Genomic DNA, 24,133 nt, shown 5'->3' on the forward strand with positions numbered 1-24,133 from the left:
ACGGGAGACACCGGAATGGGCGCCGAATTGCCAGACTATTACTTCCGGGTCCGGGAAAACGGCGCCTTTGTCTTTCGCGTCGACACGGAAAACCGCCAGCGCCGGATCGAGATGGATCACATTGCCGTCGTCAACGTCAAGAATGGCGATATCAAGCCCCAAGGCGGGCGCACGCTCAGCCCCGAGGATCTGCGCGAGATCAAGCGCTGGATGGCCGAGCGCACCAACCTGCTGGCGCGGCGCGATATCGACGATATCCACCGGGCGGTGGATTACCTGAACCTGACCACGCATTGGGTGCAATCCAAGGCGAGCGACGCGCAGCTGGAAGAGGTCACCGACGCCCTGTTACTGGCCATGCACGACCTGCGTTCGGTGCTCGTCCGTAAGAAGGCGGACCGGCTGATGAAGGGTTGAAGGTCGCCCCCTTTCGGCAAACAGAATTTCAAAGAAATTCTGCCAAAGAAAATCTCATTTTCTTTGGACATTTTCTTTGCAAGAAAATGTGCCTGAACCGCGCGTGCGGCTAGTTCAACAAGCGGATCGAGCGGCACCAGAACCGGGTCATCAGCAAGCTTCCCGCGCAAGCGAGCCCCAGGGAAAGGCCGGCCCAGACGCCGATCCCTTCCCAGTGCAGCACGAATCCCAGCATGTAAGAGGCCGGGATGCCGACCAGCCAGTAACTGACCGCGGCCATGATCATCGGCACGGTCGTATCCTGCACCCCGCGCAACAGGCCCAGCGCCATCACCTGTGCACCATCGACCAGCTGGAATAGCGCCGCCATCGCCAGCAGCCCGACTCCGATGGCCAGGATCTCGGGCCGGTTCGGGTCGTCCGGCTCCATGAAGAGCGAGATCAGCGGCTCGGCGCAGGTCAAGAACAGCGCGATCGTCACCAGGGACATCATCAGCGACATCGCGATCACCACCTTGCCGCCGCGCGCCATCCCTTCGCGGTCGCGCCGGCCATAGGCATTGCCCGCCCGGATAGTCGCGGCATTCGACAAGCCCAGATGCACCATGAACGTGGCCGCAGCCAACTGGATCGCGATCCCATGGGCGGCCAGCGGCACCGCCCCCAGCCAGCCCATCATCACGGCAGAGGCGGAAAACAGGCTCACCTCGGCCAAATTGGTCAGGGCAATTGGGACCCCCAGCCGCACCACGCGCCGGAACATCTCGCCATCCGGTCGCCAGAAGCGGCGGAACAGCGTGTGCTGCGGAAGGACCCACAGCGCATAGGCCACCACCGCCACCAGCGACACCATCTGGGTGCAGATCGAGGCAATCGCCGCCCCGGTTATTCCCAATTCCGGCGCCCCCCAATTGCCGAAGATCAGAGCATAGTTGGCAGCTGCGTTGGCAAAGACCGACAGGACCGTGATCCAAAACACGACCTGCGTCCGCTCCAGCGCCGCGAGATAGGATTTCAGAACCATCACCGTCAGCGCCGGCATCATACCCCAGCCCGCGACTCGCAGATACTCTGCCGCCATGGTGGCAATCTCGGGCTCCTGCCCCAACGCCAGCAGGATCGGCTGCGACCAGATCAACAGGGGCAAGGCCAGCACCGTAAAGATCAGCGAGGCCCAGAGCCCCATCCGAGTCGCCCGCCGGATGCTGGTCTCGTCCCGCTCGGCGGCAGCGGCGGCCACCATCGGCATCACCGCCCAGCCAAAGCCCGCGCCCATCAGGAACAGCACGAAGAAATAGCTGCTGCCCAGCGTCACCGCCGCCAGCGCCTCGACCCCGTACCAGCCCAGCATGACCGTATCGGTCAGCCCGATGGCGAATTGCGCCAGATGCCCGCCGATCAGCGGCAGGCCCAGCACCGCGATTGCCCTTGCATGGCCGCGATATGTCATCACCTTGGTCATTCGCCCACGCTTAGGTGCGGCCCGACGTGAGGGCAAGTACCATCTTCGCCGTTTGCGCCACCGTCCTGTCCTGATAGCCTGACAGAGTCTCCTCAACTAAAGAGGGTGCGATGCCAGACCCGTTCGACCGATTGATCCCCGAAGCCCGCGCCTTTTTGGCTGAGTTGGCGGCCAACAACAGCCGCGACTGGTTCACGGCGCGGAAAGCACGTTACGACGCAGAGCTGAAACGCCCTGCAGAGTTGTTGCTGGATCAGGTGGCGGCGCGATTGGGGCCGGGCACCGCGACCAAACTGTTCCGAACGCAGCGCGATGTGCGGTTTTCCAAGGACAAGACGCCCTATACCACCCATCTACACCTGCTCTGGACCACGCCGGAGGGGGCGCAATGGTTCTTTGGCGTCTCGCCCGACTATGTCACCGCAGGCGGCGGGCGGATGGGGTTCGACACGGCCACGCTGGCCCGCTATCGCGCCAGCCTGCCCGAGCGGGGCGAGGTGCTGCGCGCGGCACTCGCGGCGCTGATGGATCAGGGGCTGCGCCTGTCCGAACCGGAACTGAAACGGCCCGCGCCCCCAATCGCGCCCGGGGATGCGCTAGCCGATCTGGCCCGGCGCAAGTCGCTGACCGCCTGGATCGACCTGCCGCCCGAAGGGAGCGACCTGCTCGGGCGCATCGTGGTGGCATTTGACCGCCTGCGCCCGATGCAGGCGGCAATGTCCCAGTTGCTGGAGACGAGCAAATGACAATGCAGACAGAGACGATTGATCTGAACGACAACCCGTTCTTTTTGCGCCGCTGGGGCGATCCGGCGCTGCCGCCGCTGCTGATGCTGCACGGCTTTCCAGAATTTGGCGGCGCCTGGGCCGACCTCGCGCCGCATCTGGCCCACCGGTTTCACTGCATCGCCCCCGATCAGCGCGGTTATGGCCAGAGCTGGGCGCCCGAGGGCGTCGCGCATTACGCCACCTCACATCTGGTTGCGGACATGGCTGCGCTGGCCGAAACCCTCGGTGCGCCGCTCACCGTGCTGGGGCATGACTGGGGCGCGGCGGTGGCCTATGGGCTGGCCATGTTCCGCCCCGAACTGGTCGACCGCCTGATCATCGCCAATGGCGTTCACCCGGTGCCGTTCCAGCGCGCGCTGGCGGCGGGCGGCGCGCAATCGGCGGCCTCGCAATACATGAACGCCCTGCGCGCGCCCGAGGCGACCCAGCATTTCGCTGCCGATGGCTACAAGGCACTGACCGGTTTCTTCACCCGCTACATGGGCGGGCAGGGCTGGCTTAGCCCCGAGCGGCTGGCGGACTACAAGGCCGAATGGGCACGCCCCGGCAGGCTCGACGCCATGCTCAACTGGTACCGCGCCTCGCCTCTGGTGATCGCCGCCCCCGGGCAACCGCGCACCGATCTGCCCGACCTGCCGCTCGACCGGTTACGGGTGCGCTGCCCGCATCTGCTGCTCTGGGGGCCGGACGACCGCGCGCTGTTGCCCGAGGCGACCGAGGGGCTCGAGGCGTTCGCCTCCGACCTCACCCGCATCACCATCCCCGGCACCGACCACTGGCTGTGCCATCAGGCGCCCGACCGGGTCGCCGCCGCCATCCTGGACTGGATGCCCCAACCGGAGACCGCCCCATGATCACCGTCCACCACCTGGCGCAATCGCGCTCGCTGCGCATCCTCTGGCTGCTCGAGGAGCTGGGCCTGCCCTACGACGTCATCCGGTACGAGCGCGACCCCAAGACCCGCCTCGCCCCGTCCGAACTGCGCGCCATCCACCCGCTGGGCAAATCGCCGGTGATCGAGACCGACGGTATCCGGCTGGCCGAATCCGGCGCCATCGTCGATTACCTCTGCACCCGCCACGCGCCGCAGATGATGCCGCCGCAGGACAGCCCCGCCTGGGCCGAACACTTGGAACTGATGCATTTCGCCGAAGGCTCGGTGATGACGCCGATCCTGCTCAATCTCTATGTCGGCCTGTTGGGCGAGGCAGGCGCGCCGCTGCATCCGCGCATCCAGGCGGAACTGACCAGCCATTTCCGCTTCATGGAGGACAGCTTGCGCCCCTCGGGCCATTTCGTACTGGATGGGCTCAGCGCCGCCGACATCCTGCTCAGCTTTCCCGCCGGCGTGGTGGCGCGGCTGGGCCGTGCGGCCGAGTTTCCCCGGCTCGCCGAATTCGCCGCCACCATGGCCGCGCGCCCGGCCTTCCAGCGCGCGCTCGCCGCGGGCGGCGGCGACTAAAGCTCCCGCAGGTGGCGGCGACTGAGATCAGTCCTGCTTGGCCCGCTGGTCGGGATGCAGGGCAGTGCCCAGGATATGCTCGGACTTGTGGATCACGTGATGGGCGTGGCCCACGATCAGCGGGTCGGGTGCGCCGACCACCTCGATATCCTTGCCGGGATAATCAAGCGTCGACAGGAAATGCCGCATGCAATTCAGACGCGCGCGTTTCTTGTCGTTCGATTTGATGATGGTCCAGGGCGCATCGGCGGTGTCGGTGTAAAAGAACATCGCCTCCTTGGCCTCGGTATAATCGTCCCACTTGTCGAGGCTCGCCTTGTCAATGGGCGACAGTTTCCACTGTTTCAGCGGGTCTGTCTCCCGGCTCTTGAACCGGCGCTGCTGCTCCTCTTGCGTGACCGAGAACCAGTATTTGTACAACCGGATGCCCGAGCGCACCAGCATCCGCTCCAGGTCCGGCGTCTGGCGCATGAACTCCAGATACTCATTGGGCGTGCAAAAGCCCATCACACGCTCGACCCCGGCGCGGTTGTACCAGGAGCGGTCATAGAACACCATTTCCCCCACCGTGGGCAGCTCCTGCACATAGCGCTGGTAGTACCACTGACCCTTTTCCTCCCAGGTCGGCTTGTTCAGCGCGACAACACGGGCCTGGCGCGGGTTCAGGTGCTCCATGAACCGCTTGATGGTGCCGCCCTTGCCCGCGGCATCGCGGCCCTCGAACAGCAGCACGAACCGCTCGCCGGTCTCTTGCGCCCAAAGCTGAACCTTCAAGAGTTCGGCCTGCAACATCGCCTTTTCCGCCTCGTAGGGGCGGCGGGACATCTTGCGGCTATAGGGATACTTGCCGCTTTCAAAGGCATGACGCACGCTCTCCGGGGTCGGCATCCGCCGGTTCCGCGCCGATCGCGGCCCCGCCTCCATCAAGGGCACGGCCACGGTTTCAACCTTGGCATCGGCAGCCGGGTCTTGCGCGCCGACCACCTTGACGACGGGATCGGCGGCACCCGCGCCGTTGGCCTTGCTGTCTTTTTGCGGGGCGATGGGCTTTGCTTTCTCCAAGAGTTCTGTCTCCTCGTTTTCCGTTCTTTCCGATCTGGGCGCGACTTTAGCCGCCCCGCAGTGTCGCCGCGTTGATCCGTGTCAAGAAAACGTTACAAATTGGCAGATCTTTCCATGGCAGGTCCCGCCTCCACCCTTCACTTTGCTGCAAATACTCCGGGGGAGGTGACAAAATTCTGCGAATTTTGCACCGGGGGGCAGCGCCCCCTAGCGGTGCCCCCAGTCGTCGGGATCTTCGGAATTGCCCGGCGACAGCCCCAGAACATCGCCCGCGGTCGAACAGCCCAGCCCCAGCACCGTCCGGTTGGCATAAGCGAAATAGGCGCAGACCTGGTTGATTTCGAGGATCTCGCCATCGTCCCAGCCTGCCGCGCGCAGAGCCGCGACATCAGCCTCGAACATGTCCGCCGGTGCCTCGGTCAGCTTGCGCACGTAGACCATCGCGGCCCTCTCGCGCGCCTCAAGCGGCGCTTGTTCGGGCGCCCCCGCCTCGATCGCCGCCCGGATCGCATCGCTGCTAGCCGGGTCGCTCAAAAGCCGTACCAACCCTGCGAAATGATGCTCGACACAGTAAACGCAGCCATTCAGTGAACTGACCCAGACGCCTAGCACTTCGAGAAACCATTTGGGAATGCTGTTGCCCGTGTGGTGCAGCACATTCTTATACAGCGCCATATGCCCTTCCATCGAGTGAGGCCTGAGCGAATGCACCATCATGATATTGTCCACATTGCCCCCCGGCCCGGTCACGCGGTCATAGAGTCGGCGCAGCTTGCCCGTCGCCTCTGTAAAGGGGATGGTTCTTATCCAGCTCATGCGCGCATTCCCTTCGTATCGCTTCCCAACAGAGGAGCGCAGCCCCGACACAAAGACAAGCGCGGAGTTGTCCACAACCCTTAGCGTCCCTCTTTCCCCCGACCACATCACCTGCCATAATGCAGGCCAACCCAAGAACATGAGCAGCCCCATGCCCGAAGATCTTCTCAGCGGAGCCAACACCGCCACCTACGACGCCTCCTCGATCGAGGTGCTCGAAGGGCTGGAACCCGTTCGCAAACGTCCCGGCATGTATATCGGCGGCACCGACGAGCGGGCGCTGCATCACATGGTGGCCGAAATCCTCGACAACTCGATGGACGAGGCGGTGGCCGGGTTCGCCAACCGGATCGAGGTGGAACTGCACGCCGATTACGCGCTCACCGTGCGCGACAACGGGCGCGGCATCCCGGTCGACCCGCACCCGAAATTCCCAGGAAAATCAGCGCTCGAGGTCATTCTCTGCACCCTGCACGCGGGCGGCAAGTTCTCTGGCAAGGCCTATCAGACCTCGGGCGGCCTGCACGGCGTCGGCGCCTCTGTTGTCAACGCGCTCTCCGATTCCATGGTCGTGCAGGTGGCCCGCGACAAGCAGCTTTTTGAACAGCGCTTTTCGCGCGGCCTCCCCCTCGGACCCGTGGAACAGATCGGCGCTGCCCCCAACCGGCGCGGCACCACCGTCACCTTCCACGCCGACGAGGAAATCTTCGGCCACCACCGGTTCAAGCCCGCGCGCCTGTTCAAATCGATCCGTTCCAAGGCCTATCTGTTCTCGGGCGTCGAGATTCGCTGGAAATCGGCCATCGACGATGGCGAAACGCCCACCGAGGCCACCTTTCACTTCCCCGGCGGGCTGGCCGACTACCTCAAGGAAACGCTGGGCGCCGCCTCCACCTATGCCGAGCAGCCCTTTGCCGGTACCGTCGATTTCACCGAGAAATTCAACACCCCCGGCAAGGTCGAATGGGCGATCAACTGGACCCCGTCCCGCGACGGTTTCATCCAGTCCTATTGTAACACCGTCCCCACGCCCGAGGGCGGCACGCACGAGGCCGGGTTCTGGTCTGCCGTCCTCAAGGGCATCCGCGCCTATGGCGAGCTGATCAACAACAAGAAGGCCGCCCAGATCACCCGCGAGGATCTGCTGACGGGCGGCTGCGCGCTGGTCTCCTGCTTCATTCGCGAGCCCGAATTCGTGGGCCAGACCAAGGACCGCCTCGCCACCGTCGAGGCGCAGCGCCTGGTCGAAGGCGCCGTGCGCGACCATTTCGACAACTGGCTTGCCGCCGATACCAAATCCGCGGGCGCCATCCTCGACTTCCTCGTGCTGCGCGCCGAAGAACGCATCCGCCGCCGTCAGGAAAAGGAAACCCAGCGCAAATCCGCCACCAAGAAACTGCGCCTGCCCGGCAAGCTGGTCGATTGTTCCGCCACATCGCGTGAGGGCACGGAACTGTTCATCGTCGAAGGCGACAGCGCCGGTGGTTCCGCCAAGATGGCGCGCGACCGCAAGACCCAGGCGCTGCTGCCGCTCAGGGGCAAGATCCTGAACGTGCTGGGCGCGGCGTCGTCGAAACTCGGCTCCAACCAGGAGATCAGCGACCTGACCCAGGCGCTGGGCGTCGGGTTGGGGACGCGGTTCAACGTCGATGACCTGCGCTATGACAAGATCATCATCATGACCGACGCCGATGTCGACGGCGCCCATATCGCCTCGCTGCTGATGACTTTCTTCTTTACCCAGATGCGCCCGATGATCGACACCGGCCACCTCTATCTGGCCTGCCCGCCGCTCTACCGGCTGACGCAGGGGGCGAAACGGGTCTATTGCCTGGACGAGGCCGAGCGCGATGAATGGCTGGCCAAGGGGCTGGGCGGCAAGGGCAAGATCGACGTGAGCCGCTTCAAGGGTCTGGGCGAAATGGACGCCAAGGACCTGAAAGACACCACCATGAACCCCGAAACCCGCAAGCTGATCCGGGTCACCATTGACGAGGACGAACCCGGCGAGACCGGCGACCTGGTGGAACGTCTGATGGGCAAGAAACCCGAATTGCGGTTCCAGTACATCCAGGAGAACGCACGGTTCGTGGAGGAGTTGGATGTTTGAGGGCTTCAAAATACAAAATACATTGAGAGGATGGAGGAGAAACAAATCAGATGAATCTGGAAAAGGCACTGTTATCTTTAAGATAATTATTTACTTAGCCGCTTTTTTCCTAATGATTCTATTCTGGCGCATCGCTGTTCCAATTCTGTTATTCGTATTGTTTGTTTATGCTTGGCACAGGAACCAAGTAGAAGAAGCTGCTAAAAAGGCACGCCAAGAAGCACGAATGGCGGCTGCCAAAGAAGAATGGCTCGCAGCCCAAAAAGAAAAAGAAATTGCCAAGGCAAAACTTAGAGATTCAGATATTCAACCTGAGCCTTACACCTACGAAATAGGCCGACATGCTAATGAGACACTGGCCATGCGATACGGTATTGCCAACACCGTCGTAGAAGTTACTCCTTACTTCTATTACGCTAAGGGCGGAGCAAAGATACGAAATCCGGATCGAGATACGAAAAGAACTGTCGACGGCAGGACAATAAAGTTACGCAAGCTGGAGAAGGTGATTGGCAAGGAGGATCAATACATCGTCGAACTAAGTGATTTTCGAAACAGAAAAGCAATTGCGGTAATTGAAAAAGGTACGGAGTACGTCAAAACATTTTTGCCAATAGACAAAGACTGGTTTGAAAAGCACAGCAAGTTAGAAGTCCTTCTAAAAGGCAACAAAACCATGAGGTTGTCTGAAATTGCCAAAACTCATCGTGACTATATATTGAAAATTATGTGACAGCAAATCTGGCGTGTACAACAAACTTAGGTTAGGGAGCCAGCGTAGGGTGGGCAGTCCTGCCCACCGCCCCCTGCCCACCGCCCGCACAACCCCACAAAAATACCTCCTCCGCCACCCGTCACCCCCCTTGCGGCACCCCAACCCCCCGCATAGATTCCCCCATGCAGGCGGCGGTTGACCGCGAGGCCCCGCGCCCCTGCTGCGTCGAAAGTCTCATCGCCCTGCCCCCTTTGGGTCAGGCAACCCTGACACCCAGAGCAACGGCCAAGCTACCCCTCTCGGCAGGCATGGTGCCCGCCGGACCCGTCAGGAGACCAACCCCATGTCCAAGGAAAAGAATCGCGGCAATCGCGAGGCCAAGAAACCGAAGAAGGAAAAGCCCAAGGTCCTGGCCACCGCCGGACTGGCGAAACCCGCCCCGGTCGCCCCCCGCGCCAAGGGCAAGTAACCTCCCGTTTCCCCCTCGGTCTTTAGCAACAGGGGGGCGGGGTCCAACCCGCCCCCTCGGCTGATCTGGACAATCTCCCGACAGCCGGGGCCATTGCGCCGGTCTATCAGCGCCGGACGTGAATGTCGTAATGCGTGCCCTCACCCTGCCGGTCGAAGCGCGTAAAGCCACGCGCGCGCAACGACGTCTCGATCCGTTGTGGCGAAATCCAGCTTTCGTTGCACTCATAGAACAGGTCGGTAACCCGGTCGAAAAAGGCGCATTGCATCAGTTGCGCCAGCACCACCTCTTCGTGCCCCTCGACGTCGATCTTGACGATCACGCGGGCCCTGGGCGTACCGATCTTTCTTTGCAGCTCTGCCGCTGACAGGGTCTTTATCTCGATCACCCGGCCGGGTTCGTCGAGCTTGCGGCCATTCATACCTTCGAGAGAGGCCGCGCCGGAATGATCCTGTCTCAGCGTGATCTGCGCCGTTCCCACGTGATCGGATACCGCCGCACGATGCACCCGAACGGATCGGCACCGGTTCAGGCGCAGATTGCGCTTGAGAAAGACCGCCGTATCCGCAACCGGTTCGAAGGCATGCACTTTCCTGCAATTGGGGTTGAGCGCGGCAATCACCGCATAAAGACCCTGGTTCGCACCGATATCGAGAAAGACAAAAGGCTCGTCCACCGATTTCAGATAATCCGAGAAATAGAACCCGTACGATCCTCTGACATAAAACTTGTATGTCCAGTCCCCGGTGTTCTCTGCCAGCTTGATCCCATATGCGGAGTCGACACTGGGAATGGCCGGAAAGAACCGGCGCGCGAGATCGTTAAACAAGGTCATGGCTCTCCTGACGTCAGATCTGTCGTCCATGACTGTAACCGCGCCTAGACTCTACACAACCGGCAAAAGCCCGTCCTGCCGCTACAAGGGTTCCGCCTGGCGAGAGGTATCGCCGCCCGTCTCACAGCTAATCACAAGAATACTGCGCTGCCATTGCAGGATCGCAGGTGCTTACCCTAACTTCGGTGCATGAACGTCCTCACAGATAACCAACTGCCACTGATCCTGTTCTGTTTTCTTGCCGGCTGTTTGGGCACGGGCTGGTTGCTGTTGTACAAGCCCGCAGGGCATCGGGCGTGGAAAATCGCCGATCTGGTCTGGGTCGTACTGGGCGGTGTTGGCGCGCTGGTGGCGGTGCTGGCGGGGCTGTACAAGGCCGATCACTCGCGCCTCGACCGCCAGATCGACATCGCCTATGCCGCCACCGCCGCATTCGACCGCGACGCGGCGCGCTTCCGGCTGCGATTCTGCGACCCGGCCTATGACGACGACATCGCCGTCCTGTGCGAGAAGGTCGAGTTTCTGTCTGCCTCGACCGCCAGCAATGCCGATCTGCCGCTTTTCATCGCTGTCACCGGCGAGGTGGCGCCGCTGGCCGGTCTGCACCTGCTGTTCGGCAGTCCCAGCATGCGCGACATGTCCGATCAGGTCGAGTCCTTTGCCGTCGACGAGTTCCTGGTCTTTGCCACGCTCGATACCCCGACCGAGACGGCGCTCGAGGCGATGCGCCGCAAGGTTCCGCTGATTGCCAGCGACTTTCAGATCCTTGCCCGCGCCTATGAGGATCTGATCGCGCAGATCGGCAAGCTGAAATCGGAATGGGAGTATCTGCAGGCCAATGCCCATATCCTGCTGATCCAGGTGCTGGCATTGTGCCTTGTCAGCTTTGCCGCGCCTTTCCGGCTGGGCAAATCCATCGTCGAGCTGCGCTAGCCCCGTGCAATGGTTTTCGCGATCTCATTGACCAACAGGCGCAGTGCCTCGGTCTGGGCGGCGGCAAAGGCGGGGATCGTGGCCTCGTTCATCGGCACCGAATAGGAAAACCGCCGGGCGCGCTCCAGATTGCCATGCGCGGGTGAGGTCAGGAAATACTGCCCGGAAAAGGCCAGCGCCTGCCCCGGCACGCCCGACAGGCGGTGCACCTTGACCGCAACCTGGATATCGGCCAGCCCCTCGAACGGCCAGGGATCGGCGGCGACCGAGGCGGTCAGCGCCTGATCCAGCCCCGCTGCCAGCATCTCGGTCAGGGCGCGTTCGGGCTCATCCGCCCAGAATCCGGTCTTGGTGGGCCGCAACACCCCGTCCTCGCCCAATAGCGTGATTTCGCTGTCGCTGACATAGGCGGGCAGGTCCATGCGCGTCACCTGGATGGTACGGGCGCTGTTGCGATAGGTCTCGACCCCGGTGATCTCGGGCAGCAGATAGCGTTCCTCGGGGCCGGCGCAAGCGGCCAGCGCCAGAAGAGCAAGGGCAAACAGTCGTCTCATGGGTCAGCGTCCTACGAGCAGGGAATTGGGTTTGCGCCGGATCGCCTGAACCAGCGCGTTGAGCGAGCGCACGGTGGCGCGCAGATCGCCGATGGCAGCCTGCACCTCGCGATTGACGGGCGAACCGGGGCCATAGGCGCCGATGGTCGCCTCGGCGCTGTCGGCCAATGCGTCGAGCCGCGCCGCAAGATCCGGCAGGGTCTGCACCGCCAGGGCAACCGAGTCCGCCGCCGTGCTGGCGGTTTCCAGCGTTCGGTTGAGGTTCTCGACCGCGCCGCCCTGCCGCAATTCTTCCAGCGCGCGCTGCGCCTCTCCCAGCGCACCGGCCAGCGCGCCGGGTACCTTGTCCATATCCTCGTTGCGCAGGAAGGCGTCGGCAGATTGCAGAACCCGGTCGGCCGAGGCAGTCACATCGGCCAGCGGCAGCGCATTGGCGGTCTCGATCAGCCGGTCGATATCGGCGACCAGCTGCGGCAGCTCGGCGCTGGCGGTTTCGACATTTGCTGCGGCATTGCGCATATCGCCCAGCGCATCGACCAGGGTCTGGGCGACCTGTTTCTCTTCAAATGTCGTGAGCGTGTCGTTGACCGACCCGGCGGCATCGCGGATCGACACCAGCGTCTGTTCGGCCTGCTCCAGCGCCGCGTTCAGCGCGGCGGGCACCCGTTCCACGTCTTCACTGCGCAACAGCGTATCGGCGGATTGCAGGACCCGGTCGGCCGAGGCCACGACCTCCTCCAGCGGCAAGGCATCCGCCTTGGCCACCAGCGCGTCGATATCCCGGACCAGCGCGGGCAGTTCGGCGCTGGCCGCCGAAATACCGGTCGCGGCGGTCCGCAACTCCTCAAGCGCGGAAACCAGTTTCTGCGCGCCCTCCTCCGCCTCGAACCGCGCCAGGACCGCATTGACCGAGGCCAGCGCCTGGCGCAGGTCGTCGGGCAGCTTCTGCAGGCTTTCCGACCCCGCCACCGCATTAACATTGCCCAGCATGTCGCGCAGATCGGCGGGGATGCGCCGGGTATCGCCGTCGGCCAAGATGACGTTGACGTTTTCCAGTGTCTCGATGGCACGCTGCATCAGTTCCTCGACCGGCAGCGCCGCCACCCGGTCCAGTACGTTCTGCGAGGCCACCGCCAGCGTATCCGGTGGCGTCGGTAGCGACGGCATCGCGGGAAACGGCGTCGACTCGCGATCCAGCGTGGCGGCGGGCGCATCGGGGTTTTCCTGCAACTGCACCACCAGCCCGCCCGAAAAGAACGAGGCCGGCATCAGCTGCGCCCGCACGCCACCGCGCTCGACCATCGTGGCCAGCAGCGACAGGGTATCGTCGGGGGTCGAGACATCGTGCAGACCCAGTCGCCCCGGCTCGATCGTATAGATGACCTGCATGCGGATATCGGGCCTGCCCCCCGCACTCTCGTCGATCTCGGCCGAGAGATGACGCACCTGCCCGACCTTTACGCCCCGGAACATCACTTCGGACCCGATCTTGAGCCCACGCACCGACCCTTCGAAACTCGACATCACCTCGACGGTGGCTTGCAGGCTGTCACCCAGCAGGCTGTCCCGGGCAGACTCTTCGGTGGCATAAAGGTCAAAGATCGGCCGCTTGCCCAACGCCTTGCCACCCGAGATGGCGGTGTCGAAGGCAATGCCTCCCTGCAACAGCGAGGCAAGGCTGTCGACCTTGAGCTGGATGCCACCCTCGCCCAGTTCCAGCCCCGCGCCCGACACGTTCCAGAATCGGGTGGCCGAGTTGATCAGCTTGTCATGCGGCGCCTCGATGAAGCCGGTCAACAGGACCGAGCCGCTGAGCGCGTCATAGCGCACGGCGGCGATCTTGCCCATCTGCACGCCCTTGTGCAGGATCGGCGCCCCCACCGAGACCGAGCCGCTGTCGGGCGCGATCAGCACCACCGCCAGCCCCTTGGTGCCCGGCGGCACGGCGGGCGCCTCGGCCTCGGCGACGAAATCACGTTCCGCCTCGCCCTCGACCGCGTCCCAGTCGGCGGCGATATAGGCACCCGAGAGCAGCGTGTTCAGCCCGCTGATACCGCCCGGCCCCACCCGGGCCGTGACCCGCCAGAACCGTGCATCGCTGTCCAGATAGCGTTCCAGTTCGCGGTGGATCTCGGCCTCGACGATGACGCGGCTCAGATCCTCGCTGAAGCGCATGCCGCTGACCCGGCCCACCGAGACCTCGCGAAAGCGGATCTCGGTCTTGTCGACCTCGATCCCGGTGGCGTCGGCAAATTCGATCCGGATGGGAATGTCGCGGTTGGAATAGTTCTGCCAGACCAGCGCAAGCGCGCCGGCCACGGCGGCGACCGGCACCAGCCAGACCAGCGACAGGCCGCGCCAGCCGCGCGCCACGCGCGTTTCGATATCCGGTTGCCGCAGCGGCGGAGCGTCACTCATCCCGATCGTCATCCCAAATCAATTTGGCGTCCATGGCCTGCGCCGACAGCATGGTACATATCACGGAGAAGGCGAAACACACCGCTCCCAATCCCGGCAGGAACGACAGGATCGCCCCCAGATGAACCAACCCGGTCAAGAGCGCCACCACAAACACGTCGATCATCGACCAGCGACCGATGAATTCGACGAATTCATAAAGCAACAGCCGCCTGCGCCGGTCCATCTGCCAGTCGAAATGCACCGACCAGGCCAACAGCGCAATCACCACCACCTTGACCACCGGGATCACGAAACTGGCCAGAAAGATCACCCCCGCCACCAACAGATCGCCCGAGCGGGCAAACAGAACGATGCCTTCGAGGATGGTATGCCCCTCTTCATGGCCGAAAATCTCGTTGCTGAGCAGCGGATAGAGATTGGCGGGAATCAGGAACAGCACCCCGGTCAGCAGCCAGGCCCAGACCTTTTGCAGGCTGTTGGGCAGGCGTGCATGCAGCACCGCACCGCAGGTCCGGCAGCGGGACGGCCCGGGCGCGTGCACCGCGCCGCAGTTGTGGCAACCGATCCAGCCCATGTCGGCGGCACGGGTCATCGGCTTTTCTCACGCATCAGCGCCCAGATGGTCCAGCGGCAGACCGAGGCGTTCTTCAGCGCCAGCACCAGAACCATGACGCAGAAGAGCCAGAAGGCGGTGCCGAAATCGACCCGTGCCAGGCCGGCGACCTTGACCAGCGCCACCCCGGTCCCGATGATGAACACCTCGGTCATCGCCCAGGGCGCCACCGCCTCGGCCAGGCGGAAGATACGGCGCGAGGCAGGCGCCAGCCGGGGACGCCGCAGCGACCAGACCACATAGACCAGCGCCGCCGCCCGCAGCATCGGCAGGGCGATCACGAACAGCCCCACCACCAGCGCCAGCAGCAGGTACCAGCCATGGGCCAGCCCGGTGACCATGCCCAGGATAGAGACCTCGTGGCTCAGCCCCTGCCGGGACAAGGTCAGAAAGGGAAAGCTCAGCATCGCCACCATCAGCACCGCAGAAGTGAGCGCCAGCGCCAGCGTGCGGTTCAGCGTGTCGCGGCGCGGCGCGATCAGTGTGAAATGGCAGCGGGTGCAGCGGGCGATCTGGCCCGGCGCCACCGGCGCGGCCACATGCAGCCGGTCGCAGGCGGGACAGGCGATCACCCCGTCCGGGTCGCGCGCGAACAGCGCCGCCCAGGCGGCCTGTTCCTCTGATTTCCTGTCCGTTTCAGTCATCCCGTCCGGTCCCGGCGTTGTAGCCGCATTCTTGCCCATACCACGGCGAGGGCAAGTGCTATCTCCGGTAAGCCCGCGCCAGAACCTCGGGATCGGTGCCGGCAAAATAGCGCATCAGCGTCCAGAGGTTGCGCGCACCCCGGCGCAGCCAGCCGCCGTGCAGATAGCGTTCGGCCCCGGTCACTGCCCGGTGCGGCAAGAGCACGGGCGCGCGGGCCAGCGCGCGCACCAGATGCACGTCCTCCATCAGCGGCTGGTCGGGATAGCCGCCCGCCGCCTCGTAATCGCGCCGCCGTATCAGCAGACCCTGATCGCCATAGGGCAGACCAAACAGCCGCGTGCGCAGATTGGCCCAGCCCGCCACCCAGGCCGCCCCCGGGCCGCTGGCGCGAAAGGCAAGCCGGAAACAGGCCGGATCATCGCTGGCCGCGATGTGATCCGCCACCACCTCGGCCCAGCCGGGATCGGGCAGCGTGTCGGCATGCAGCACCAACAGCCAGTCGCCCCGCGCCGCGTCGCAGCCGCGCCGCAACTGCCCCCCGCGCGAGGGCGGGCCGATCAGTACCTGCGCCCCCGCCGCCTCGGCAATTGCACAAGTCGCGTCCTGCGAGCCGCCATCGCTGACGATCACCTCGCGGATCAGGCCGCTTGGCAGCCCCTCGATCAGCGCCTCCAGCAGGCGCGGCAGGCCGCTTTCGGCCTGAAGGGTCGGGATCACGATGCTGAGCGGTGCGGGCACGGGCGGTCTCCTGCGGCCTCTGGTCAGGCGGTGCGCTTCTCCTATATCACGGGGTCGAACATGATGACGAGGACCCCAGATGCCCAGCCGCCGCATCCTGCGCCTGAGTGGTGCCGACACCGACAGTTTCCTTCAGGGGCTGGTCAGCAATGACATCCGCAAGCTGGATCAGGGGCTGGTCTATGCCGCGCTGCTGACGCCGCAGGGCAAGTATCTGGCCGATTTCTTTCTGTGCCGCGATGGCGACAGCGTCCTGCTCGACATCGCCGAGAGCCTCGCCGACGCAACCCTCAAGCGCCTGAGCATGTACAAGCTGCGCGCCGCGGTCGAGATCGGCGACAGCGGGCTGCACCTGCAACGCGGCACCGGTCCCGCCCCGGCGGGCGCCCTGCCCGACCCGCGCCATCCGGCGCTGGGCTGGCGGGCCTATACAGCAGCGCCCGAGAGCGATGACGGCAGTGACTGGGACGCGATCCGGGTCGCCCATTGCATCCCCGAGACCGGGATCGAACTGACCCCCGACAGCTATCTTCTGGAATCCGGGTTCGAGGCGCTGAACGGCGTCGATTTCCGCAAGGGGTGTTATGTCGGTCAGGAAGTGACCGCGCGCATGAAACACAAGACCGAGCTGCGCAAGGGATTGGCCCGCGTCGCCATCGACGGCCCCGCTGAACCGGGCACCGAGATCACTGCCGATGGCAAGCCGGTCGGCACGCTGCATACCCGCGCGGGCGACCGCGCCATCGCTTACCTGCGCTTTGACCGGGCAAGCGGCGAGATGCAGGCGGGAGAGGCACACTTGCGCATGCTCTGATTGATCTTGTCCCGGCGCCGAGGCAGTGTTGGCGCAAAACCACGAGGGACGGGACATGCTGCAACTCTATGCCGCGATCTGGCGGGTCAGCGGGCGTCGGCAGGTGATGCTGATCGTGCTGTCGCTGGCGATTGCCACTCTGGCGGCGGTGCCGCTGGAGTTTCAGCGCAACATCGTCAACCTGCTGACCGACGAGGCGATCGACGCTGGAAACTTGTTCCTGCTGGGCGCCGGTATGGGCGTCGCCATCCTGGCCAGCCTGGTGCTGAAATTTCTGACCGGTTTCCTGTCCGGCACCCTGGGCGAGCATGTCATCCGCCTGATCCGCATGCGTCTGGTCACCCGCGCCGCCGAAGGGGGGCACAACCTGCATCAGGGCACGTTGACCACCGCTGTCAGCGCCGAGGCCGAGGAACTGGGCAAATTCGCCGGTGGCGCCTTTGCCGATCCGGTGGTGCAGATTGGAACGCTGGTCAGCGTCATCGGCTATATCTCGTCAACGCAACCGGGCCTGGGCCTGATCGCCCTGTTGATGATCCTGCCGCAGATCGCCATCGTGCTGCTGTCTCAACGCCAGGTGAACCGTTATGTGGCGCGACGGGTGAAGCTGTTGCGCGCCGCCGGCAACCGGCTGAGCGAGGAGGACATCGCCGCGGCGGTCACAGAGGTCGAACAGACCTTTGACGAGATCTATGCCACTCGCCGCAACATGTTCCTGTGGAAGCTCTCGACCAAATTCGTGATCAGCGCCATCAACGGCGCCGGTACGGTGGCGGTGCTGATGCTGGGCGGCTGGCTGGTGCTGCATGGACGCACGGATGTGGGTACCGTGGTCGCGGCGGTCAGCGGGCTGGGCCGCATTCAGGCCCCCACCGCCTTTCTGATCGCCTTTTACCGGCAGGTCAGCGCCAACCGGATCAAGTTCGAACTGCTGCGCGAGTTGTTCGCGGAGCGCGCATGAGCCCCAAAAAGCAGCGGGCCGCCCTCTTGGGACGGCCCGTATCGCGCAAACGACGTGACGTCACGCGCGTTCGGAATATTCCATGGTTTCGGTGTTCACCACGATCATTTCATCCTGCCCGATAAAGGGCGGCACCATCACCTTGACCCCATTGTCCAGCAGCGCGGGCTTGAACGAGTTGGCGGCGGTCTGACCCTTTACCACCGGCTCGGTCTCGACGATCTTGCAGGTCACCTTTTGCGGCAGCGTGGCATTCAGTGCCTCGCTCTCGTAGAACTCGACCAGGATGGTCATGCCGTCCTGAAGGAAGGGGCGACGCTCGCCCAGCAGGTCGGCGGGCAGTTCGATCTGCTCGTAAGTCTCTGCATCCATAAAGACCAGCATCCCATCGGATTCATAGAGAAATTGCTGATCCTTCTGCTCCAGACGCACGCGCTCGACCTTGTCGGCGCTGCGAAAGCGTTCGTTCAGTTTCGAACCGTTGCGCAGGTTGCGCAGCTCGACCTGGGCAAAGGCACCGCCCTTGCCGGGCTTGACGTGATCGACTTTCACAGCCGCCCAAAGCCCACCATTATGCTCCAGCACATTGCCGGGGCGAATTTCGTTTCCGTTGATCTTGGGCATGACATAATTCCTTCACACGACGGTTGATGCACCCATTTGCGCCCCTATATCTGGCGGGACGGCCCCAGGCAAGACAACGAAACCTAGTGCTGCATCCGCAGCGAGCCATGCAAAATTTGCAGTACACCCATGCAAATTAAAGGTACCCGAATCGTGCCCGATCCGTCATAAGGAACGCCACGCCGAAAATTGCAAGAGCAAGAACAACAAGGAAGACGAGATGAAAGATTTCGTTGACGGCACCGCCTTTAACAACGAGCAAGGCAACCGTGCACGTAAACTCTTCGCGGCCGTTGTGTTGGCCGCGCTCGACGATGCCATCGCCGACGACAAGAAATATGGCAACGGTCCCGAGCAGATCGCCCGCTGGGCCCGGTCGCGCGATGGGCGCGAAGTGCTGAGCTGTGCCGGCATCGACCCGAACGAGCGGGTTGTGCGCGGCCTGATGGAATTCGTGGGGCGCGGTGTGCGCACCTCGGTCGCGCTGTCGCGCGAGGAAAGCGAGCGTCGCAACGCCGCCCAGGCCGAAGCCGCCTGAGACCGGCCTTGCCACATGCAAAGACGCGCCCTGTTGTCGGGCGCGTTTTTTGTTGCCCGACGTCGGGCAGGTGATCGTTGCTTTCATCCGCGCCGCAACCCGCCCGCGACCTGCCGCGCGGGGACTATCCAGCCGACCCGGAATCGGGTCATCTGAGCCAAACGGAAAGGGCCGCGCATGGTTCGGGCGATCATGATCCAGGGCACCGGCAGCAATGTCGGCAAGTCGATGCTGGTGGCGGGACTGGCCCGCGCGTTAACGCGGCGCGGGCTGCGGGTGGCCCCGTTCAAGCCACAGAACATGTCCAACAACGCCGCCGCCACCGAAAACGGTGGCGAGATCGGGCGCGCGCAGGCGCTTCAGGCCCGCGCCGCACGACGGGTGCCCCATACCGACATGAACCCGATCCTGCTGAAACCCGAGACCGATACCGGCGCCCAGATCGTGGTTCAGGGCAAGCGCGCGGGCACCATGCGCGCGGGCGATTACCGCAAGAACAAGGCGCATCTGCTTGAAAAGGCGCTGGAAAGCTTCGACCGGCTTTGCGGCGACGCCGATCTGGTGCTGATCGAGGGTGCCGGCAGCCCGGCCGAGACCAACCTGCGCGCGGGCGACATCGCCAACATGGGCTTTGCCTGCGCAGCGGGGGTGCCCGTGGTGCTGGTGGGCGACATCCATCGCGGCGGTGTGATTGCCCAGATCGTCGGCACCCGGGCGGTGCTGGAGCCGGGCGACCTGGCGCAAATCCGAGGCTTTGCGGTGAATCGCTTCAAGGGCGACATCGCGCTGTTTGACGAGGGCCGCGACGACATCGCCCGGCGCACCGGCTGGCCCTGCCTTGGCGTGGTGCCCTGGTTCAACGACGCCTGGCGCCTGCCTGCCGAGGACATGATGGACATTCGCTCGGCCCCGGGTGGCGCCTGCAAGGTGGTGGTGCCGCAACTGGAGCGGATGGCGAATTTCGACGATCTCGACCCGCTGGCGGCCGAGCCGGGGGTCAATGTGGAGATCGTGCCAGCGGGCCGCCCCATACCCGGCGATGCCGATCTGGTCCTGTTACCCGGCAGCAAGTCCACCGTGGGCGACCTGGCCTATTTCCGCGCCCAGGGCTGGGATATCGACCTCTACGCCCATGTTCGGCGTGGCGGCCATGTTCTGGGCCTGTGCGGCGGCTATCAGATGCTGGGGCACAGCATTGACGACCCCGACGGGATCGAGGGGCGTCCGGGCCGGACCGAGGGGCTGGGCCTGCTCGACGTGCATACGATGATGACCGGCGACAAGCAGGTCACCCTGCGCCATGCCACCGCCCTGCCCGGCCGCGAACCGGTCACCGGGTACGAAATCCATATCGGTCGCACCGATGGTGCGGATTGCGCTCGTGCCTGGCTTGAGATCGACGGCAGGCCCGAAGGGGCCGCCTCGCCCAACGGGCGCATTCGCGGCAGCTATCTGCACGGGCTGTTCGCCTCGGACGCATTCCGCGCCCGCTATTTGGGCGAGTTGGGACACGAGGCTCTTGTGGGCTATGAGGACGGGGTCGAACAGGTGCTGGATGCGCTGGCTGAGCATATCGAGGCCCATATGGACCTCGATATGCTCTTGTCCCTGGCAGAACCGCCTCAGCGGCGCTGATCAGTCAAGTTCCTGTGCAGTCAGCGCCCGGTGGATCTCGCGTCGGACCAGCTTGCGCACGTTGCGAGTGATTCGCTCCCCCAAGGCTCCCTGCAATTCCTCGCGCACAATATCGGCCACCAGTTCGCGCAGGCTGTCTTCATCCAGAAACGCTTCGTCTGGCGACAGGATCGACGAGTCCTCTACCACATCCCCCTCAGGATCCGCAGTGGCGTGGACACCAGGAGCGAAATCCTCGTCCTGTGGGGCGTGATCCTGCCAAGTCATCGCCTCGACACTCGTGCCCGAATAGGCATCCGCGCTCAGGCCATCTGGCTCCCAATCTTCCTCGGCCTGGCTGATCATGGTTTCTAGGACCTCGATCCGCGCAGTCAGGCTCTCTTCGGTCAGAACATCTTCGCCGCTATCCTGTTCTGCAACGGAAAACGCATCGGTCTCCTGGAACACAGTCTCCAGGTGGTGGTCAGCCACTTCGGCGTCGGGTAGTTCGAAGACGCTTCCACCCTCGGAACCGCGGGCCTCCATCTCTGGGTCTGCATTCTCGGCCAGTGTCTCGGGCGCGAGTGCGTCCGGCGCCGCTTCTTCGTCTGTCTCCGGCTCTTCAGCCGTGCCTGCCTCGGCAGGCATTTGGCCCGCGGCGGTGGCAGCTGAATACAGGGTCGCCTCTGGATCGGTCCAAGGTGCGTGATCAGCCCGGTCAACAGTCGTTTCTGGCTCGGATAGAGTTGCGTTTTCGGTCGGCTCGACTGTTTCCGCAACCCTCAATGCCGGGGTCAGCACCAGCTTGCCCGGTTTCGGAGCACTCGACGGCACCTCGGGCCGCGCCGCTGCACGCCCCTCTTCGCTTACCAACCGCCGGATCGAAGACAGGACATCTTCGATCTCTACGTTCTTTGCAGGATCAGACATTTGGTATTACCACTCTTGGCCTCGACCAGGAGTGTAGCGAAATTCCGCTGCTCCGACAACAGACGGTGCGAATTGTCACTTCTTGCCCAGTGCCTCGAGCACACGATCCAGATCGCGGCTACGTTTCGAGATCGCTGCAGGCGCGTCCTTGACCATGTTGTAATAGAGAGTCGGGTCATAGATTTGCACGGCCAGGCCCAGCCGTTCGGCGGTCAGCAGGCCCTGCGAGGCCAGCAGTTGATAGGCCGCCAGCGAGCGTTCAGTCCGGGCCGAAACACGGGCCAATTGCGCATCAAGCAGGTCCTGCTCGGCGGTCAGGACGTCCAGCGTGGTACGAGCACCCAAGGTTGCTTCTTCGCGGATACCGTCGAAGGCGACCTGTGCGGCGCGCACCCGCTCGTCCGAAGCGGTAAGGCTTGCATCGGCGGTCTGATAGCGCACATAGGCGTCGCTCACATCTTGGGTAACGTCGCGCTGCACATTCAGGAGGTTGGCACGCGAAGCATCGCGCTGCGCCATAATACGACGCACAGTGGCGGCTAAACGCCCACCAGCATAAAGCGGCTGCGAGTAGATCATCCGCGCGGTTGCGGATTCGTTGAAATTGCTGCCTCCGAAATCGTCGGTCAGGCCGAGATCCGCCTGGAAGCGGACGTTGGGGCCAAGATTCGCCCGCTGTTGTTCGATGCCCAGTTCTAGCGCCCGCACCTGATGCTGCGCCGAAAGCAACGCGGGGTGATTGCGCAAGGCCAGCGCCACCGCATCCTCCTCGCTCCGAGGCAGCCCCGGCATCGACGGCTGTCCAGCGGTGCGACCTGGATGGCGCCCCACCGCATTGATATATTCGGCATGTGCGGTTGTCAGTGCGCCATTGGCATCGGCCAGATTGGCCCGGGCGTTGGCCAAACGCGACTGCGACAAAGCGACGTCCGTGCGGGTGACTTCACCAACTTCGAACCGATCCTCCGAAGCACGCAGTTCCTCACCGAGAAGACGCACGTTGTTCTGGCGGATACCAACTGCTTCCTCCTGCAGCAATACGCTCAGATAGGCAGTGACAGCGCGCAGCAGAATTTGTTGTTCGACCTGTACCAGCGATTGACGTGTGGACAGTACCGTTTCCTGCGCCGCCTGCTTTCCCAGCCGCGCCGCACCGCCGTCATAGATCAGCTGGTTCAACTCCAACCCGGTAAAGAATGTGTCGGGCGAACTGCTGGTCGAAGTCAGTCCGTTGCCGGATTTGGTGTAGTCGCTTTGGATCCGGGCAGTCCAGTTAACGATCGGCCGCAAAGCGGATAGGGCAATGGCAACGTCTTCGTCTGCTGCCCTGAGCAATGCGCGGTTCTGTTCCAGAAGGCCACTGGAATTATAGGCCCCGATCAACGCATCGGCGAGATTGTCTGCAACCGCCGGCCGAGGAGCAGTGGCGAGGACTGCCACACTCGCAGCTAACGCTGCCATCTTCGACAGTCGTCCCGTAAATGTCCGCAACATATTTTCCTGCCTCCAAATGCTCAAATCAGTTTTTGCCCTCTCGCAGAAGACGCTCTTAGACCCGCAAACGCAAGCGTGCTCATTGCGTCGCGCCTGCTCAAAGGCTGAACGCGCGTTCTCGCTCGAATCCCGGCAGGACCGGGGCCGTTGCGTTGAAAGCCTGCCGCCAAGACAGTCCGGAGGCGGATTTGCGCCCGATCCGAACCGTACCCAAGGCACCTTCCATGAAAACCGCGACAATTCGCCCGCCTTCTTTCAGTTGATCCGTCAGCACGTCCGGTACCTGCTCAACCCCACCCTGGATCAGGATCACGTCATAAGGGCCATGTTCGGCTGCGCCTTGAGCCAATACACCCTGATGCAGCACGGCGTTGTCCGCACCGCTATCCATCAGCAGTGTCTGCGCCTCTTCGGCTAGTTCCGTGACCTCTTCGACGGCGACAACCAGTTCTGCCATCCGCGCGGCAAGCGCCGCCGAATAGCCCAGCCCCGAACCCACATCCATAACCACCTCATCGCTGCCGATCGCAGCGGCATCGAGCATCTTTGCCAGCGTTCGCGGCTCCAACATCGTACGCCCTTCGCCCAGGTCGACCATCGTATCGGCATAGGCCACATCACGCTGCGCATCGGGAACGAAGACCTCGCGCGGGACGCTTAGCATCGCCTGGATGATGGGAAACTTGGTAACGTCCGAAGGGCGGACCTGGTTGTCCACCATCATGCGGCGGCGGGTGGCGAAATCGGTCATGGTCTGGCTCACTTGTAGATCGCTTACCGGCTTTTGCCACAACCATACCGCCCCGGCAACGTCCCATCGCGGCAAAACCGGCTTGGGTGGCCCGAATGCCCGGCGAGAATTGACGCAGAGACCGCGCATGCGGACCGGCGAGGTCTGCGCACCCGCAGCGTATGCAGGCGACCAGGGCGCGAATGAAAGTGAAGCGGGCGCAAAATCAATACGGCAGCGGTCTTGCGCTTCACGCTTGCCAATGCTAGATCGCCGCTACACCGCAAGGGCTTATGCCCTGCCGAGGCGAGTTGGCGGAGTGGTGACGCAGCGGATTGCAAATCCGTGTACACCGGTTCGATTCCGGTACTCGCCTCCACACAAAATC

General features: G+C 63.6%; 25 protein-coding genes and 1 tRNA gene. 13 read left to right on the plus strand and 13 right to left on the minus strand.

Annotated elements, in window-relative coordinates:
* The first annotated feature begins 15 nt into the window (after window positions 1-15).
* Entirely contained in the window at window positions 16-417 is a 402-nt protein-coding gene (locus MB818_RS08570; RefSeq protein ID WP_234166971.1) for a hypothetical protein, read from the plus strand.
* 109 nt (window positions 418-526) lie between these two features.
* Here the strand turns inward: MB818_RS08570 and MB818_RS08575 are convergent, their stop codons facing one another.
* The gene (locus MB818_RS08575; RefSeq protein ID WP_234137753.1) at window positions 527-1,879 is read right to left on the minus strand and encodes an MATE family efflux transporter; all 1,353 of its coding nucleotides are present in this window, start codon (window positions 1,877-1,879) and stop codon (window positions 527-529) included.
* Window positions 1,880-1,989: 110 nt separating this feature from the next.
* On the opposite strand from MB818_RS08575, the gene MB818_RS08580 reads away from it, so the two are divergent.
* From MB818_RS08580 to MB818_RS08590, 3 genes are read left to right on the plus strand one after another with little or no spacing between them, the layout of a single operon-like run.
* On the plus strand, window positions 1,990-2,625 hold the full coding sequence (locus MB818_RS08580) for a TIGR02453 family protein (protein ID WP_238904799.1): 636 nt from the start codon (window positions 1,990-1,992) through the stop codon (window positions 2,623-2,625).
* Window positions 2,622-3,521 (plus strand): alpha/beta fold hydrolase, encoded by a 900-nt coding sequence (locus MB818_RS08585; RefSeq protein WP_238904801.1) that lies wholly within the window; start codon window positions 2,622-2,624, stop codon window positions 3,519-3,521. The genes MB818_RS08580 and MB818_RS08585 overlap by 4 nt, the downstream gene beginning before the upstream one ends.
* The gene (locus tag MB818_RS08590) at window positions 3,518-4,129 is read left to right on the plus strand and encodes a glutathione S-transferase family protein (RefSeq protein WP_238904802.1); all 612 of its coding nucleotides are present in this window, start codon (window positions 3,518-3,520) and stop codon (window positions 4,127-4,129) included. Before MB818_RS08585 ends, MB818_RS08590 begins: the two co-directional genes overlap by 4 nt.
* Before the next feature lie 27 nt (window positions 4,130-4,156).
* Here the strand turns inward: MB818_RS08590 and ppk2 are convergent, their stop codons facing one another.
* Entirely contained in the window at window positions 4,157-5,053 is an 897-nt protein-coding gene (ppk2, locus tag MB818_RS08595; protein ID WP_238904854.1) for a polyphosphate kinase 2, read from the minus strand.
* Between the two features lie 345 nt (window positions 5,054-5,398).
* Complete coding sequence (locus MB818_RS08600; RefSeq protein ID WP_238904803.1) at window positions 5,399-6,007, minus strand: peroxidase-related enzyme; 609 nt, start codon at window positions 6,005-6,007, stop codon at window positions 5,399-5,401.
* Window positions 6,008-6,158: 151 nt separating this feature from the next.
* Between MB818_RS08600 and parE the strand changes: the two genes are divergently transcribed.
* The 3 genes from parE (at window position 6,159) to MB818_RS21975 (ending at window position 9,301) form a co-directional block, all read left to right on the plus strand.
* The gene (gene parE / locus MB818_RS08605; protein ID WP_238904856.1) at window positions 6,159-8,117 is read left to right on the plus strand and encodes a DNA topoisomerase IV subunit B; all 1,959 of its coding nucleotides are present in this window, start codon (window positions 6,159-6,161) and stop codon (window positions 8,115-8,117) included.
* Window positions 8,110-8,850, plus strand: coding sequence for a heme biosynthesis HemY N-terminal domain-containing protein (locus tag MB818_RS08610; RefSeq protein ID WP_238904804.1), 741 nt, complete (start codon window positions 8,110-8,112; stop codon window positions 8,848-8,850). Before parE ends, MB818_RS08610 begins: the two co-directional genes overlap by 8 nt.
* A gap of 325 nt (window positions 8,851-9,175) precedes the next feature.
* Window positions 9,176-9,301: a hypothetical protein gene (locus MB818_RS21975; protein WP_255700019.1), complete on the plus strand. Its 126-nt coding sequence runs from the start codon at window positions 9,176-9,178 to the stop codon at window positions 9,299-9,301.
* A gap of 106 nt (window positions 9,302-9,407) precedes the next feature.
* Here MB818_RS21975 and MB818_RS08615 read toward each other — a convergent pair whose 3' ends face one another.
* Window positions 9,408-10,136, minus strand: a complete 729-nt coding sequence (locus MB818_RS08615; RefSeq protein WP_234137747.1) for an FkbM family methyltransferase — start codon at window positions 10,134-10,136, stop codon at window positions 9,408-9,410.
* A gap of 189 nt (window positions 10,137-10,325) precedes the next feature.
* Here MB818_RS08615 and MB818_RS08620 point away from each other — a divergent pair, with 189 nt between their 5' ends.
* On the plus strand, window positions 10,326-11,069 hold the full coding sequence (locus tag MB818_RS08620; protein WP_234216281.1) for a hypothetical protein: 744 nt from the start codon (window positions 10,326-10,328) through the stop codon (window positions 11,067-11,069).
* Here the strand turns inward: MB818_RS08620 and MB818_RS08625 are convergent.
* Genes MB818_RS08625 through MB818_RS08645 form a run of 5 tightly spaced genes read right to left on the minus strand, consistent with a single transcriptional unit; the run spans window position 11,066 to window position 16,040 of the window.
* Window positions 11,066-11,623, minus strand: a complete 558-nt coding sequence (locus MB818_RS08625) for a PqiC family protein (protein ID WP_238904805.1) — start codon at window positions 11,621-11,623, stop codon at window positions 11,066-11,068. The two genes, MB818_RS08620 and MB818_RS08625, sit on opposite strands and share 4 nt — an antisense overlap.
* A 3-nt stretch (window positions 11,624-11,626) precedes the next feature.
* A complete protein-coding gene (locus tag MB818_RS08630) occupies window positions 11,627-14,041 on the minus strand; it encodes an MlaD family protein (protein WP_238904806.1) in 2,415 nt (804 codons plus the stop codon).
* A complete protein-coding gene (locus MB818_RS08635) occupies window positions 14,034-14,636 on the minus strand; it encodes a paraquat-inducible protein A (protein ID WP_234143384.1) in 603 nt (200 codons plus the stop codon). The genes MB818_RS08630 and MB818_RS08635 overlap by 8 nt, the downstream gene beginning before the upstream one ends.
* On the minus strand, window positions 14,633-15,301 hold the full coding sequence (locus tag MB818_RS08640) for a paraquat-inducible protein A (protein ID WP_234177170.1): 669 nt from the start codon (window positions 15,299-15,301) through the stop codon (window positions 14,633-14,635). The genes MB818_RS08635 and MB818_RS08640 overlap by 4 nt, the downstream gene beginning before the upstream one ends.
* A gap of 58 nt (window positions 15,302-15,359) precedes the next feature.
* Window positions 15,360-16,040, minus strand: a complete 681-nt coding sequence (locus MB818_RS08645; RefSeq protein ID WP_234137741.1) for a TIGR04283 family arsenosugar biosynthesis glycosyltransferase — start codon at window positions 16,038-16,040, stop codon at window positions 15,360-15,362.
* 79 nt (window positions 16,041-16,119) lie between these two features.
* Between MB818_RS08645 and ygfZ the strand changes: the two genes are divergently transcribed.
* The gene (gene ygfZ, locus MB818_RS08650) at window positions 16,120-16,854 is read left to right on the plus strand and encodes a CAF17-like 4Fe-4S cluster assembly/insertion protein YgfZ (RefSeq protein ID WP_234219276.1); all 735 of its coding nucleotides are present in this window, start codon (window positions 16,120-16,122) and stop codon (window positions 16,852-16,854) included.
* Between the two features lie 55 nt (window positions 16,855-16,909).
* Window positions 16,910-17,815 (plus strand): ABC transporter transmembrane domain-containing protein, encoded by a 906-nt coding sequence (locus MB818_RS08655; RefSeq protein WP_234137739.1) that lies wholly within the window; start codon window positions 16,910-16,912, stop codon window positions 17,813-17,815.
* Between the two features lie 60 nt (window positions 17,816-17,875).
* Here the strand turns inward: MB818_RS08655 and efp are convergent, their stop codons facing one another.
* Complete coding sequence (gene efp / locus MB818_RS08660; RefSeq protein ID WP_234137738.1) at window positions 17,876-18,439, minus strand: elongation factor P; 564 nt, start codon at window positions 18,437-18,439, stop codon at window positions 17,876-17,878.
* Window positions 18,440-18,659: 220 nt separating this feature from the next.
* On the opposite strand from efp, the gene MB818_RS08665 reads away from it, so the two are divergent.
* On the plus strand, window positions 18,660-18,977 hold the full coding sequence (locus MB818_RS08665) for a DUF6280 family protein (protein WP_044028028.1): 318 nt from the start codon (window positions 18,660-18,662) through the stop codon (window positions 18,975-18,977).
* Window positions 18,978-19,154: 177 nt separating this feature from the next.
* Window positions 19,155-20,612: a cobyric acid synthase gene (locus tag MB818_RS08670; protein WP_238904807.1), complete on the plus strand. Its 1,458-nt coding sequence runs from the start codon at window positions 19,155-19,157 to the stop codon at window positions 20,610-20,612.
* Here the strand turns inward: MB818_RS08670 and MB818_RS08675 are convergent, their stop codons facing one another.
* From MB818_RS08675 to MB818_RS08685, 3 genes are all read right to left on the minus strand, one after another.
* Window positions 20,613-21,521: a hypothetical protein gene (locus tag MB818_RS08675; RefSeq protein ID WP_234166988.1), complete on the minus strand. Its 909-nt coding sequence runs from the start codon at window positions 21,519-21,521 to the stop codon at window positions 20,613-20,615.
* A 75-nt stretch (window positions 21,522-21,596) separates the two neighbouring features.
* A complete protein-coding gene (locus MB818_RS08680; RefSeq protein WP_234137735.1) occupies window positions 21,597-23,015 on the minus strand; it encodes a TolC family outer membrane protein in 1,419 nt (472 codons plus the stop codon).
* Window positions 23,016-23,112: 97 nt separating this feature from the next.
* Window positions 23,113-23,766, minus strand: a complete 654-nt coding sequence (locus tag MB818_RS08685; RefSeq protein WP_234137734.1) for a protein-L-isoaspartate O-methyltransferase family protein — start codon at window positions 23,764-23,766, stop codon at window positions 23,113-23,115.
* A 284-nt stretch (window positions 23,767-24,050) separates the two neighbouring features.
* Between MB818_RS08685 and MB818_RS08690 the strand changes: the two genes are divergently transcribed.
* A tRNA-Cys gene (locus MB818_RS08690) sits at window positions 24,051-24,124 on the plus strand.
* The last annotated feature ends 9 nt before the right edge of the window (window positions 24,125-24,133 follow it).

Origin of the sequence: Ruegeria alba (assembly GCF_022321465.1) — a bacterium.
GTDB lineage: Bacteria > Pseudomonadota > Alphaproteobacteria > Rhodobacterales > Rhodobacteraceae > Ruegeria_B > Ruegeria_B alba.

Excerpts from the sequence above, each read along its gene's own strand:
- MB818_RS08635 (WP_234143384.1), bottom strand. The coding sequence starts at position 14,636 with ATGACCCGTGCCGCCGACATGGGCTGGATCGGTTGCCACAACTGCGGC.
- MB818_RS08640 (WP_234177170.1), bottom strand. The coding sequence starts at position 15,301 with ATGACTGAAACGGACAGGAAATCAGAGGAACAGGCCGCCTGGGCGGCG.
- MB818_RS08600 (WP_238904803.1), bottom strand. The coding sequence starts at position 6,007 with ATGAGCTGGATAAGAACCATCCCCTTTACAGAGGCGACGGGCAAGCTG.
- MB818_RS08625 (WP_238904805.1), bottom strand. The coding sequence starts at position 11,623 with ATGAGACGACTGTTTGCCCTTGCTCTTCTGGCGCTGGCCGCTTGCGCC.
- ppk2 (WP_238904854.1), bottom strand. The coding sequence starts at position 5,053 with ATGGAGGCGGGGCCGCGATCGGCGCGGAACCGGCGGATGCCGACCCCG.
- parE (WP_238904856.1), top strand. The coding sequence starts at position 6,159 with ATGCCCGAAGATCTTCTCAGCGGAGCCAACACCGCCACCTACGACGCC.
- MB818_RS08670 (WP_238904807.1), top strand. The coding sequence starts at position 19,155 with ATGGTTCGGGCGATCATGATCCAGGGCACCGGCAGCAATGTCGGCAAG.
- MB818_RS08570 (WP_234166971.1), top strand. The coding sequence starts at position 16 with ATGGGCGCCGAATTGCCAGACTATTACTTCCGGGTCCGGGAAAACGGC.
- efp (WP_234137738.1), bottom strand. The coding sequence starts at position 18,439 with ATGCCCAAGATCAACGGAAACGAAATTCGCCCCGGCAATGTGCTGGAG.
- MB818_RS21975 (WP_255700019.1), top strand. The coding sequence starts at position 9,176 with ATGTCCAAGGAAAAGAATCGCGGCAATCGCGAGGCCAAGAAACCGAAG.
- MB818_RS08610 (WP_238904804.1), top strand. The coding sequence starts at position 8,110 with ATGTTTGAGGGCTTCAAAATACAAAATACATTGAGAGGATGGAGGAGA.
- ygfZ (WP_234219276.1), top strand. The coding sequence starts at position 16,120 with ATGCCCAGCCGCCGCATCCTGCGCCTGAGTGGTGCCGACACCGACAGT.
- MB818_RS08590 (WP_238904802.1), top strand. The coding sequence starts at position 3,518 with ATGATCACCGTCCACCACCTGGCGCAATCGCGCTCGCTGCGCATCCTC.
- MB818_RS08615 (WP_234137747.1), bottom strand. The coding sequence starts at position 10,136 with ATGACCTTGTTTAACGATCTCGCGCGCCGGTTCTTTCCGGCCATTCCC.
- MB818_RS08655 (WP_234137739.1), top strand. The coding sequence starts at position 16,910 with ATGCTGCAACTCTATGCCGCGATCTGGCGGGTCAGCGGGCGTCGGCAG.
- MB818_RS08665 (WP_044028028.1), top strand. The coding sequence starts at position 18,660 with ATGAAAGATTTCGTTGACGGCACCGCCTTTAACAACGAGCAAGGCAAC.
- MB818_RS08680 (WP_234137735.1), bottom strand. The coding sequence starts at position 23,015 with ATGTTGCGGACATTTACGGGACGACTGTCGAAGATGGCAGCGTTAGCT.
- MB818_RS08620 (WP_234216281.1), top strand. The coding sequence starts at position 10,326 with ATGAACGTCCTCACAGATAACCAACTGCCACTGATCCTGTTCTGTTTT.
- MB818_RS08675 (WP_234166988.1), bottom strand. The coding sequence starts at position 21,521 with ATGTCTGATCCTGCAAAGAACGTAGAGATCGAAGATGTCCTGTCTTCG.
- MB818_RS08575 (WP_234137753.1), bottom strand. The coding sequence starts at position 1,879 with ATGACCAAGGTGATGACATATCGCGGCCATGCAAGGGCAATCGCGGTG.
- MB818_RS08580 (WP_238904799.1), top strand. The coding sequence starts at position 1,990 with ATGCCAGACCCGTTCGACCGATTGATCCCCGAAGCCCGCGCCTTTTTG.
- MB818_RS08585 (WP_238904801.1), top strand. The coding sequence starts at position 2,622 with ATGACAATGCAGACAGAGACGATTGATCTGAACGACAACCCGTTCTTT.
- MB818_RS08685 (WP_234137734.1), bottom strand. The coding sequence starts at position 23,766 with ATGACCGATTTCGCCACCCGCCGCCGCATGATGGTGGACAACCAGGTC.
- MB818_RS08630 (WP_238904806.1), bottom strand. The coding sequence starts at position 14,041 with ATGAGTGACGCTCCGCCGCTGCGGCAACCGGATATCGAAACGCGCGTG.